This is a genomic window from Brevibacterium sp. UCMA 11754 (assembly GCF_021532275.1).
Classification (GTDB): Bacteria; Actinomycetota; Actinomycetes; order Actinomycetales; family Brevibacteriaceae; genus Brevibacterium.
Window position 1 is genome coordinate 33161 of the sequence record NZ_JACBOT010000034.1, and the last position, 11981, is coordinate 45141.

13 protein-coding genes are annotated in these 11981 nt (G+C 62.0%); 7 read left to right on the forward strand and 6 right to left on the reverse strand.

All coding sequences use genetic code 11. The features are described from left to right. Positions 1 to 68 precede the first annotated feature (68 nt). Positions 69 to 308, forward strand: coding sequence for an exodeoxyribonuclease VII small subunit (locus HX613_RS19540; protein ID WP_235346852.1), 240 nt, complete (start codon positions 69 to 71; stop codon positions 306 to 308). Between the two features lie 3 nt (positions 309 to 311). Here HX613_RS19540 and HX613_RS19545 read toward each other — a convergent pair whose 3' ends face one another. Then, positions 312 to 1019 (reverse strand): DUF4245 domain-containing protein, encoded by a 708-nt coding sequence (locus tag HX613_RS19545; protein WP_235346853.1) that lies wholly within the window; start codon positions 1017 to 1019, stop codon positions 312 to 314. Positions 1020 to 1093: 74 nt separating this feature from the next. Here HX613_RS19545 and glpX point away from each other — a divergent pair, with 74 nt between their 5' ends. The 3 genes from glpX to HX613_RS19560 all read left to right on the forward strand — a co-directional run bounded on the left by glpX (position 1094) and on the right by HX613_RS19560 (position 4408). Continuing rightward, positions 1094 to 2218, forward strand: coding sequence for a class II fructose-bisphosphatase (glpX, locus tag HX613_RS19550; protein WP_235346854.1), 1125 nt, complete (start codon positions 1094 to 1096; stop codon positions 2216 to 2218). Between the two features lie 92 nt (positions 2219 to 2310). Continuing rightward, positions 2311 to 2937, forward strand: coding sequence for a carbonic anhydrase (locus tag HX613_RS19555; protein ID WP_235346855.1), 627 nt, complete (start codon positions 2311 to 2313; stop codon positions 2935 to 2937). A gap of 67 nt (positions 2938 to 3004) precedes the next feature. After that, positions 3005 to 4408, forward strand: a complete 1404-nt coding sequence (locus HX613_RS19560) for a class II fumarate hydratase (RefSeq protein WP_235346856.1) — start codon at positions 3005 to 3007, stop codon at positions 4406 to 4408. Positions 4409 to 4662: 254 nt separating this feature from the next. Here the strand turns inward: HX613_RS19560 and HX613_RS19565 are convergent, their stop codons facing one another. Next, the gene (locus HX613_RS19565) at positions 4663 to 5970 is read right to left on the reverse strand and encodes a PhoH family protein (protein WP_235346857.1); all 1308 of its coding nucleotides are present in this window, start codon (positions 5968 to 5970) and stop codon (positions 4663 to 4665) included. A gap of 178 nt (positions 5971 to 6148) precedes the next feature. Continuing rightward, on the reverse strand, positions 6149 to 6910 hold the full coding sequence (locus HX613_RS19570; protein WP_101619824.1) for an isoprenyl transferase: 762 nt from the start codon (positions 6908 to 6910) through the stop codon (positions 6149 to 6151). 137 nt (positions 6911 to 7047) lie between these two features. Between HX613_RS19570 and trhA the strand changes: the two genes are divergently transcribed. Further along, on the forward strand, positions 7048 to 7833 hold the full coding sequence (gene trhA, locus HX613_RS19575; RefSeq protein WP_235346858.1) for a PAQR family membrane homeostasis protein TrhA: 786 nt from the start codon (positions 7048 to 7050) through the stop codon (positions 7831 to 7833). Positions 7834 to 7877: 44 nt separating this feature from the next. Here the strand turns inward: trhA and HX613_RS19580 are convergent, their stop codons facing one another. Both HX613_RS19580 and mca read right to left on the reverse strand, forming a co-directional pair. Continuing rightward, entirely contained in the window at positions 7878 to 8237 is a 360-nt protein-coding gene (locus HX613_RS19580; RefSeq protein WP_235346859.1) for a hypothetical protein, read from the reverse strand. Beyond that, positions 8234 to 9226, reverse strand: coding sequence for a mycothiol conjugate amidase Mca (gene mca / locus HX613_RS19585; protein WP_235346860.1), 993 nt, complete (start codon positions 9224 to 9226; stop codon positions 8234 to 8236). The genes HX613_RS19580 and mca overlap by 4 nt, the downstream gene beginning before the upstream one ends. Positions 9227 to 9350: 124 nt before the next feature. On the opposite strand from mca, the gene HX613_RS19590 reads away from it, so the two are divergent. Next, positions 9351 to 9776, forward strand: a complete 426-nt coding sequence (locus HX613_RS19590) for a DUF4307 domain-containing protein (RefSeq protein WP_235346861.1) — start codon at positions 9351 to 9353, stop codon at positions 9774 to 9776. A 213-nt stretch (positions 9777 to 9989) separates the two neighbouring features. Then, complete coding sequence (gene greA / locus HX613_RS19595) at positions 9990 to 10484, forward strand: transcription elongation factor GreA (protein ID WP_235346862.1); 495 nt, start codon at positions 9990 to 9992, stop codon at positions 10482 to 10484. A 127-nt stretch (positions 10485 to 10611) separates the two neighbouring features. Here greA and HX613_RS19600 read toward each other — a convergent pair whose 3' ends face one another. Further along, the gene (locus HX613_RS19600; RefSeq protein WP_235346863.1) at positions 10612 to 11970 is read right to left on the reverse strand and encodes an AI-2E family transporter; all 1359 of its coding nucleotides are present in this window, start codon (positions 11968 to 11970) and stop codon (positions 10612 to 10614) included. Positions 11971 to 11981 lie beyond the last annotated feature (11 nt).

Here is an 11981-nt window from a genome sequence, read left to right on the forward strand (position 1 = left end):
ATGACAACGCCCGGCCCCACCACATTCGATCAGACATCGGCTCAAACAATCCCGCAAAGGACGCAATCATGACAGAACCAGCAGCCCAGCAGAACCAGGCCGACATCAGCACCCTCAGCTACGAACAGGCACGTGAAGAACTGGTCGGAATCGTCAAACGACTCGAAGCTGGAAATCTTCCATTGGAGGACTCACTGAGCCTGTGGGAGCGCGGCGAAGCCCTGGCCGACCGTTGCCAGGGATGGCTCGATGGGGCACGTGAGCGCCTCGACAAGGCGCGGGAAGAATCCTCGGACGAGGATGACTGAGCCTCAGCTCAGTTGTTCAGCGACCTGCTTCGCGAAGGCGTCGATGGTGTCGGGCGTCGCGATTGCAGTGATGACGACGAAGTTGTCGCCCTTGCCTGTGACCCAATATTCTTTGGCGTCGTCTGTCCGATAGACCTGGAAGTCGGAGCCGCCGACGGTCACCGTCTCAGCTGCAATCGCATCTTCGTCGACTTGATTCTCGGCCCATTTCTCGGTGGCCTTGGCCTGCTCAATGCTCACCCATTGCCGCTCAGTTCCGACGAAGGACATATACCAGGACGTGTGGTCGGATTCGCCCACACGGTCCAAGTTCGCCTCGTTCGATGTCCACCCACTCGGGATTTCAGGCACGATGAGATCGAAGTCGGCACTGTCCTGGGACTGCTCCGCAATCGTCTGGTAGTCGACCACACGCTGAGAGTCGACCTCTGGCTGAGGGGCGATCAGCAGAACCACTGCGACGACGGCCAGGCAGGCGAAGATCGCAATGATCATATTGACCCAGTTCGAGTTCTTCCGCAGGAAGCGCATCTCTTCCCTGGACCCCGGGAGCATCACTCCGGACTCGTCAGCCATTGGCACTCCCTCGGGACCGGCATCCGTGCGTGCCACGGGCGCCTGCGTTCCCACAGTGTTGGTATCAGATTGGGCGTTCACATCGCCATTGTCCTCGGGGAAGGCTCCAAGGGCCAATCCAGGGCGGGCTTTCATGATGGTGGCCACCGTCACGGCGCGAAATCGTCCCGATGTCGGCGCCGAACGTGTGGGGTGGCACAATTGGACTTATGAGTGACTCCAATGAATCTGCTGACGTGAAATCTCATCATGACCGAGGCCGAGTGGATGCCGAGGCTCCTCCCGTCGCTGTGACGGATACCTGGTCCCAGAAAGCACAGGTCGGAGCCGACGCTCCCGACCGCAACCTCGCCCTCGAACTCGTCAGAGTCACCGAGGCTGCCGCTATCGCAGCCGCTCCTTGGGTGGGCCGCGGCGACAAGATCGCTGCCGACGGTGCCGCTGTCGCCGCAATGCGCAATGTGATCTCGACCGTCCGCATGGCCGGACGAGTCGTCATCGGCGAAGGTGAGAAGGACGAAGCGCCGATGCTCTTCAACGGTGAACAGGTTGGCGACGGCGGAGGCCCTCACTGCGATGTGGCCGTCGATCCGATCGACGGCACCCGTCTGACCGCGCTGGGGATGCCCAACGCCATTTCGGTCATGGCAGTCACCGAAGACGGTGCCATGTACGACCCGTCGGCTGTCTTCTACATGGAGAAGCTCGTCACCGGTCCTGCTGCCGCCGATGCCGTCGACCTGCGCTTGCCTGTGGCAGAGAACATCCGCCGCGTCGCTAAGGGCAAAGGCACGAATGATCCGGCTTCTGTGACCGTGATGATCCTCGATCGTCCGCGCCACCAGACGATGATCGACGAGATCCGAGCCGCGGGGGCACGCATCCAGCTCATCACCGATGGTGATGTCGCCGGTGCCATCGCCGCCTGCCGTCCCGGTACCGGTGTCGACATGTTGATGGGAATCGGTGGCACCCCCGAGGGCATCATCACCGCCTGCGCGATCAAGGCACTGGGCGGAGTCATCCAGGGCCGTCTGTGGCCACAGGACGATTCCGAGCGTGAGGCTGCGGCTGCAGCCGGCCTCGACGTCGACAAGGTACTCAACACCGATGACCTCGTCACCGGTGACAACAGCTACTTCGTGGCCACGGGCATCACCAACGGCGACCTGCTCGACGGTGTGAAGTTCGACGGCGGACACGTCACCACTCACTCACTGGTCATGCGCTCGAAGTCGGGAACCGTGCGTTCGGTCTTCGCCGAGCACCAAGCAGCGAAGACCCATTCGTATGTCGAGGCCGCCGAGGAGGCAGCCCGCCGCGGACTCATCTGAGCCCACCCTCAGATATCCACCCCGGTCACTGTCGAATACGGACACCACCGATTCGATCCCTGGCCCGACAACCGGAAGTTAGGATCTCACTGATGCCGAACGAGGCATGGAACCGTCTGCTCGAAGGCAACCATCGCTTCGTCGATGACGTCCCGCAGCACCCCAATCAGGACACCGCTCGGCGTGAGGCACTGTCGAACAACCAGATGCCGTTCGTCACCCTCTTCGGCTGTTCGGATTCTCGAGTTGCAGCGGAAATGATCTTCGACGTCGGACTCGGCGACATGTTCGTCGTGCGCAATGCCGGACAGGTCGTCGATCCCGTGACCCTCGGTTCCCTCGAGTATGGGGTCGAGATTCTCGGCACTCCCCTGCTTGTCGTGCTCGGTCACGACAATTGCGGCGCGGTGACTGCGGCATACAACTCCTACGACTCCGGAGAGACTCCCCCCGGGTTCATCTCCGACGTCGTAGCCCGGATCCTGCCCACTGTGGCCAGGGCCCGCAAGAACAGCCGCACAACCGTCAATGAGACGGTCGCGCAGAACACCATGGACACGGTGGAGAAGATCATGCAGCTCTCTGCAATCATCGCTCGCGCAGTCGAAGAGGGTCGCCTCATCATCGTCGGCCTGACTTACCAGCTGCATGACGGCCGCACAACGGTCGTCGCGCAGCACGGCGGTGACGAAGACGCGGTCTCGACCCACTTCGCTTGACCACGGCCGCAGCTGCGGCCGACAAACTATGACGAACAGCCAAGACACCATGTCGGAAAGGACAACTATGAGCGAAGAATTTCGCATCGAACACGACACCATGGGAGAAGTGAAGGTTCCCAAAGATGCCTTGTACAGCGCCCAGACACAGCGCGCCGTGCAGAACTTCCCGATCTCCGGCAAGACCCTGGAATCGGCGCACATCGCCGCTTTGGCCCAGGTGAAGAAGGCAGCCGCGAAGGCCAACCTGGAACTCGGAGTCCTCGATGCTGACCGGGCCGGAGCCATCCAGAAAGCCGCCGAGGCGGTCATCGCCGGCGAATACGACGCCCACTTCCCCATCGACGTGTTCCAGACCGGTTCAGGAACATCGTCGAACATGAACACCAACGAGGTTCTTGCCTCCCTGGCGACGAAGGCCCTCGAATCCCAGGACATCGACGTTCATCCCAATGACCACGTCAACGCATCGCAGTCCTCGAACGACGTGTTCCCCACCTCGGTGCACGTCGCCGTGACCAAGGCACTGGTCAACACGCTGATCCCGGCTATGGAGACCTTGGCGAACTCGCTGGAGAAGAAGGCGAAGGAATTCGCCCAGGTCGTCAAGTCGGGCCGCACACACCTCATGGATGCCACTCCGGTGACTCTGGGACAGGAGTTCGGCGGCTACGCTGCCCAGGTCCGCTACGGCATCGAGCGCATCCAGGCGTCACTGCCACGTGTGGCCGAGGTTCCTCAGGGCGGAACTGCCGTCGGCACCGGCATCAACACTCCTGCCGGATTCTCCGCACGCGTCGTCGAGATCCTCGCCGAAGAGACCGGACTTCCCATCACGGAAGCACGCAACCACTTCGAGGCTCAGGCTAACCGCGACGGACTCATCGAAGCCTCGGGCCAACTGCGCACGATCGCCTACGGCTACATGAAGATCTGCAACGACCTGCGGTGGATGGGATCGGGACCGAACACAGGCCTCGGCGAAATCGCCATCCCCGACCTGCAGCCCGGTTCCTCGATCATGCCCGGCAAGGTCAACCCGGTCATCTGCGAGGCCACGATCCAGGTCGCAGCCCAGGTCATCGGCAACGACACCACTGTTGCGCTGTCGTCGACAAATGGCGCCTTCGAGCTCAACGTCGGCATTCCTGTCATGGCGTCAAACCTGCTCGAATCCATTCGACTGCTCGCGAACTCCTCGACCGTGATGGCCGAGAAGATGATCGACGGGCTCCAGGCCAATGAGGAGCGTGCCCGCTTCCTCGCCGAGGCGAGCCCCTCCATCGTGACCCCGCTGAATAAGGTCATCGGCTACGAATCGGCGGCGAAGATCGCCAAGCACGCCGTGGCCAACAAGATGACCGTCAAGGAAGCCACCATGGATCTCGGCTTCGTCTCCGACGGCTCCATCACCGAGGCTGACCTCGACAAGGCTCTCGATGTCACCACGATGATCGGCGACTACAAGTAAGTCACGCAGACTGCGAGTAGGCCACACAGCAGATACGTCGCACAGCACAGGGGCCGGTTGCCAGGACATCACATCCTGGCAACCGGCCCCTCGCGTTCACCTCATCGAGCGCACACCGCAGCGTCGAGAGCAGACTCCCTGAACTCGCCCCTCAAGGCCACGGTCGCCCATCGACGCTGAGGTCAGCTCTCGACGCTGAAGTCGGCTGTCGACGGCGCCGTCGCCTCTCGAGTCGCCGGTGCGCGCTGCGCAGGCTAGGAGCGGAAGGGATCGAACTCCTCGAGCACATCGGTGACCAGGGCTGCGATCTCGGAGCGCTCCGACCTGGTCAGGGTGACATGGGCGAAGAGGTCGTGGCCCTTGAGCTTCTCAATCACCGCTGCGACGCCGTCATGTCGACCCACTCGAAGATTGTCTCGCTGAGCTACATCGTGGGTCAGCACCACCTTCGAATTCATGCCGATGCGTGAGAGCACGGTCAGCAGCACATTGCGTTCCAGCGACTGTGCCTCGTCGACGATGACGAACGCATCATGCAAGGACCGGCCGCGGATGTGGGTGAGCGGCAGAACCTCGAGCAAGTCACGGTTCATCACCTCTTCGATGACGTTCTTACTGACCAGAGCCCCAAGCGTGTCGAAGACCGCTTCTGCCCACGGGTTCATCTTCTCGCCCTCGCTGCCGGGCAGGAACCCGAGGCTCTGGCCGCCTACGGCATAGATCGGCCGGAAGACCATGATCTTCGAATGCCTGTTCTCCTCGAGCACCTTCTGCAGGCCTGCCATGAGCGCGAGCGCGGACTTCCCCGTTCCGGCTCGACCTCCCAAGGACACGATTCCCAGCGCATCGTCGAGGAGCATGTCGATGGCTACTCGCTGCTCGGCGGAGCGGCCATGGACGCCGAAGATGTCACGATCACCGCGCACCAGCGACACCCGCTTGCCCGAGCGGACACGACCGAGTGCGGAGCCCCGAGGTGAGGTGATGACGACGCCGGTGTTGACGACCTCATCGGAGACCGCCTGGGTGGTTGCCCACCCTTCTTCGTAGAACTGCGACATCTCGGCCTCGTCGAGTGACAGTTCGCTCATCCCCGTGAACCCGGAGTCGGTGGCCAGCTCCGCCAGATATTCCTCGGCGTGCAGCCCGAGGGCCGAGGCCTTCACGCGCATAGGCACATCCTTAGTGACCACGATGACGTCCTGGCCTTCAGCGGCCAGATTCCGGGCCACTGCGAGGATGCGAGTGTCGTTCTCCGAACGGTCGAAGCCGACCGGCATCGTCGATGCATCGACGTGATTGAGTTCGACCCGCAATGTGCCGCCGGCATCGCCGACAGGTATCGGCTCATCGAGCCGGTCGAACTCGGACCGGAAGTCATCGAGGATGTGCAGTGCTTTGCGGGCGGTGAAACCGAGTTCCGGATGGTTGCGTTTGGCTTCCAGCTCGGAGACGACGACTAGCGGAATTACGAGATGGTGTTCTGCGAATCTCAACAGTGCCCCCGGATCGGAGAGCAGCACCGAGGTGTCGAGAACGTAAGTGTGGGTATGTGCGGTCATGAGGACCCCTGTGGCGTGAGTACCGCCGAGATCCGAGTCTTGACATCCCCCTGATCTCGGGTTGGTGTCGACCAACTACTGCCAACCTATCCCCGAATCGATGCCGGATGAGTGACGGCACGCGTGTTCGGGAGAGTCGTGGGCGTGAACTTCGTATGAACCGAGGTGAGCCCGAGACCTATTTTCCGAAGCGGCGCTGGCGCAGTCCATAGTCGCGGACCGCACGCAGGAAGTCGGTGCGACGGAAGTCGGGCCAGTACGCTTCGCAGAAATAGAACTCCGAATAGGCGCTCTGCCACATGAGGAACCCGGACAGGCGCTGCTCACCGGACGAGCGGATGATGAGGTCGGGGTCCGGCTGCCCCTTGGTGTAGAGGTGTTCGCTGATCTGCTGCGGGGAGAGTTCGGAGATGATCGTCTCCAGGTCTGTACCCTCATCCGTGCGCAGGCGCAGCAGGGACTTCACCGCGTTCACGATCTCCTGCCGTCCTCCGTAGCCGACGGCGACGTTGACGCGCATCTGGCAGTCCCCCGCCGAGGTGGCCGCCTCCAAACGTGCCCGCAGGCCCGGTGGCAGGATCTCCAGGTCCCCGACCAACTGCACCCGCACGCCTTTGAGGGCTGCGATCTTCTCGACCAGATCGGAGATGATCTCGATGAGGACCTCGACCTCCTCGGCGGATCTGGCGAGGTTCTCCTTGGACAGGACGTAGAGCGTGACGATATCGACGTCGATCTCGTCGCACCAGCCGAGGAACTCGACGATCTTCTCTGCTCCGGCCCTGTGCCCGTCGGCGGTGGTGGCACCGAATTCCTTCGCCCAGCGTCTGTTGCCGTCGGTGATGACACCGACGTGCCTGGGCACGGGTACAGATTTGTCCAGCTCGCGCAGGAGCCGCCGCTCATAGAGACGGTAGAGCAGGCTCACCGGTCGCGCCACACTGTCCTCTTTCACACTCGATTTCCGGTCGGTTCGACCACCTTACACAGTACTATCCCGAACGGCTTCACGCCTTCGGCGACTCCGCCGAGGATGCCGTTGCACGATCCCTCAGCTGAGGTCGATATCCTGGAACCATGAACGCTCCAGTCACTGAACCATCTTCACCGGGCTCCGAAGGTCAGAGGTCAGTCGACTCCACATCCTCAGCGGAGTCGCGATCAGGCTACCCTGTGCACATTGCCCGCAGGCGCTCCGCTCTGCGGCGTGAGTTGGACAAGTTGGCCGGTCAGGTCAAACCCAAGCTGCGTGGCTGGTTCCACGCCGCAGCCTTTCCATTGGCGATGTTCGGCGGCCTGGCTCTGGTCATCATCTCCCCCACCATCGAATCGCGGATCGCCGCCGCGATCTTCGCCATCACCGGGATGCTGCTCTTCGGAACTTCCGCTGTCTACCACCGGGGACGGTGGCGCACTCGGGCTCGACTGATCCTGCGCCGACTCGACCATGCGAACATCTTCCTCATCACCGCGGGCACCTATACGCCCCTGGCGGTGCTGACCCTGCGCACAGACCAGACGATCCTGCTCCTGTCCGTCCTCTGGGGCGCGGCCATTCTGGGGGCAGCCTTCAGGACCATCTTCACAACCGCGCCGAGGTGGCTCTTCGTTCCCATCTATGTGGGCTTCGGCGTCGCCGGAGTCGGCTACATTCCCCAGATCTGGGCGAGCAATCCCGCGGTGGGAATCCTCGTCGTGGCAGGCGGGGTCTGCTATGTCGTCGGTGCCGTGATCTACGGAATCAAAAAGCCCAATCCCTCACCGAAGTGGCTCGGCTTCCACGAGATCTTCCATATCCTCACGATCGCTGGCTACGGCTGCCATCTTGCCGCACTCCTTGTCGCCGCGGTGGCCGCGTACTAGGTGTGTATTGACCCGTCAGGTCAGTGACGCGGCTGGGCTCGTACTCAGCTGAAGGGCTTGTGCTGCTCGACGCGCTGCTCTGGTTCGCCCTGCGCGGCGTCGCCGTGCTCAGTCTCCGATTTCTCGGCCTCGACCGTCGACGGCTCCTCATCCGGCACCGGCGCAGACTCGCCGGAGAGCTTCGACTGGTTGGGCACAGCATGCTTGCGCATCGGGATCGGATACGCATCATCGGCATGGGCCCGTGCGCGCACACGCCGAACTCGTTTGAGCGCGTCGCGAATGAGGAAGATCACGAAGATGACGATCACCAAAGTCGACAAGAAGCCGATCGTGCCGGGAGTCACCAGGTCGGGATCGGGGCCTCGGCTGGGGGTCGCGGCCTGCGCTGCAGCCAGAATCATGCGCTCTCACCTGTCGCTTCGTCGTAGTCGTCTTCGTCTGGTGATGCAGGCAGCATGCCCTCTGCCGGCACCTTGCGGCCATCATCCATGGTCACCGAGGCGAAGAGATCAGTCTCTTGGAAATCAACGCCGGGAGTCAGAGGCGTCCGGCCGGTGTTGTCGACAGCCAGTTCGAACTCCTCCGTCGGCCAATAGGTGCGCGCGGCTTTGCGTGAGGCGGAGAAGAACCCGCCCTCCGGGTCGATCTGTGTGGCGTGGGAGAGAAGAGCACGATCACGTGAGGGGAAGAACTCTGCGCAGTCGATCGTCGTGCTCAACCAGTTGACCCGCTGGGCATCGCGCTTCTTGAAGTCCTCGATGTGGTCGGCGAAGGGCGACTCGAGACCCGCCTCGGTCATCTTCTCGTGGATGGTCACCCACTTCTTCGCGGACAGGTCCTGATTGAAGTAGACCTTCTCAACCTGCCAGGGTTCACCGAGTTCCGGATTCTTCTCCGGATCGGCTGCGGCCGCCACAGCCGCCATCGTCACGGCGTGGTTCTTGATGTGATCGGGATGAGGGTACCCGCCCAGCTCGTCGTAGGTCGTCACAACCTGAGGGCGGAAGCTGCGGATGATGTGCACCAGGGGCAGCATGGCCACCTCGTCGGGGACACGGTAGAAGCAGCCGGGAGGCGTCTGGTTGTCGAAGTCACCATCGGGCAGTCCTGAATCGACGTGTCCGACCCACACATGCTCGGCGCCCAGAGCCGCTGCGGCCGCGGCCATCTCCTCGCGACGCAGGCCCGCGATATCGCGGCTGGCCTTCGGGCTCTGCAGCAGTGCAGGGTTGAGGATGTCTCCGGCTTCACCACCGGTCATGCTGGCGATGAGGACTCGAGCTCCGAGTGCCGCGTACTTCGCACTCGTGGCAGCACCTTTCGAGGATTCGTCGTCAGGATGAGCATGAACCGTCAGCAGACGCAGTCCATGGTACGGAAGCGAAGTCATGTTTGGTGTGTCCCTTTCGATTCAGCCTGGTGACGTCCCGTTTCCTGCGCAATGGCTGAAATGATCGCAGGAGACGGATCGACTACTCTAGATTAGTGCGCAATGTTCGTAGATGAGGAATTCAATGACTGAGGTAACAGTGGGAAAGCCACTGCATGATGATCGATACGGCCGTGTCCGCGAGCCCAAACGGCATCTCGGAAAAACAGCCAAGATCATCGCCGTCGTCATCGTCTCTGCCCTGATCATCGCGATTGCGTTTGTGGCATTTCGTCCACAGACCAATCCCACGACCCCCAAGACACTCGACTATTCAGTTGTCGACTCTTCGTTAACACAGGTCACAGTGGCAATATTTCCTGATCAGGATCGGGATGTTCACTGCATCGTGCAGGCGACGAACGAAAATGAGGCCATCGTCGGCTTCACCGAGATCACTCTCCCGGCCGATCCTGCCGCCGACCCCAACTCGCCCAGACAGATGGACGTCGATCTGGCCACGACACAGTTCGCGTCGTCCGGACACGCCGACGCCTGCTGGTTCGAATAGCAACTTCTGCACGCTGCTCGTGGGAAACGATACGCCTCGCATCCGTCACGAGCGCAGCGCCCACAACAGCTGTAAGCGCGCGTGACGGAGATCATCGTTTTCGCGCGCAGATGCGTTAGACTGTAGTTTCATTCAACATCCGGGCGTACCCAACGCCCGGTTTTTCGTTGCCTGACGCGCCTGTCAGTGCGCCGAACCGAAGAAGGAGAAGTCATGACCGAGGATGTCACCCAGGAAGAAACATGGTTGACTCAGGAAGCCTTCGACCGCCTGTCGCAGGAACTTGAACACCTCTCCGGACCGGGACGTGCAGAGATTGCTGAGAAGATCGAAGCCGCCCGCGACGAGGGTGACTTGAAGGAGAACGGCGGCTACCACGCGGCGCGCGAGGAGCAGGGCAAGCAGGAGGCACGCATTCGCCAGCTCGAGCTGCTCCTGCAGTCCGCGAAGGTCGGATCCAGCGACAGCGATGGCAAAACCGTCTCCCCCGGTTCCGTCGTCACCGCGAAGGTGGCCGGAAACGACATGCGGTTCCTGCTGGGCAGCCGTGAGATCGCCGGCGATTCGGATATCGATGTGTTTTCGGAGAAGTCCCCACTGGGCGCCGCGGTTCTCGGTGTCGCCGTCGGAGGAAAGACCAGCTACGAAGCTCCCAACGGCAAGGAGATCAAGGTCGAGGTCAAGGGCATCGAGCCTTTCTCCGGCTGATCGAAGGCTCCGAACGGGGTGCAGCCACCAAACAGAATGAAGCAGTGGGCGGGTGATGATCACCCGCCCACTGCTTCATTCATGCTGCTGCTTCATTCATTGTGCTGATCCACTGGATCAGGCCCACTCAGTCGGTCCGGCTGTCGCCCTTCGTCGAGTCACCGTCAGATGTCTCGACTGCAGCCTCGTGGACAGCGGTATCGAGCTTGTCCTTTGCCCGCTCGAGGACAGCCGCGGCCTCATCCCCTTCACCATCGGACGCACTGTTCGGGTTCTTGGCACGGACGATGTAGGTCACCACCGTATTGAGGACGGCGACCAGAGGAACAGCGAACAGAGCGCCGACGATGCCGAACAGGAAGCCACCACCGGTCACCGCGAGGATGACTGCCAAGGGGTGGACGGACACAGCCTTGCCCATGAGGAAGGGCTGCAGGACCTGGCTTTCGATCTGCTGTACGGCGATGACCACACCCAGCATGATGAGGGCACTGACAGGACCGCTCGAGACTAGAGCGACCAACACAGCCACGACACCCGAGGCGATTGCACCGACGACGGGGACGAACGAGGCCAGGAACACGAGCACTGTCATCGGAATGACCAGGGGGATCCCGAGGAACGCCGCACCGATGCCGATGCCGATGGCGTCGACACCGGCCACGAGGACCTGGACACGCACGTACTGGACGAGGGTGGTCCAGCCACGCTCCGACGCTCCGGTGGCGACTGGCTGAGCCGGCAGCGGGAGCAGACGCATCGACCAGCGGAAGATCTTCTCTCCGTCATAGAGGAAGAAGAAGGTCGCGAACAGGCACACCGCAGCACCGGTGAGGAAGGTGCCGACAGATGACGTCGCCTGCAGCGCTCCGCCGAGGAGCTGTGAGCTGTTGTTCTGGAAGAAGTTCGTGGCCGCATCGAGTGAATCGTCGATATAACGGGTGACTGTCGAAGCATCGAGACCGAAGGGTCTGCTGGCCAACCAATCGCTGATGCCGGCGAATCCTGTGATCACCTGATCGACGAGGTCTGGCATACCCGAGTAGATCTGCTGCCCGACGAGGGTGAAGAGTCCCGAAACGACGACGATGAATCCGAGGAAGGCGGTCAAAGCGGCGGCGACACGGGGCAGCCCCTTCTTCACCATCCAGGTGGTGAACGGCGCCAAGAGGGCCGTGAGCAGGAGGGCGATGAGCACCGGCAGAACGACGCTCGAGATCTTCGCCAGCAGCCAGAAAGCGACGCCGATGGCAACGAGCACGACGAGCGACCGCCAGGACCATGCGGCTGCGAGCTTGAGGCCCGGTGCCACATAGGGAACAGCTTCGGCTTCGAGACGGCTGTGCGCGATCTCCTCGGCGCTGACGTCCTGCACACGCGAAGGCTGCTCGGCAGGTTTGGATCGGCCATCGTTTCGGCCTTTGCGGAACGCGTCCCAGGCCCCACGGAACCGGTTCGGGGATTGCTTCTTCTCATTGTCAGACATAACTCAACAAT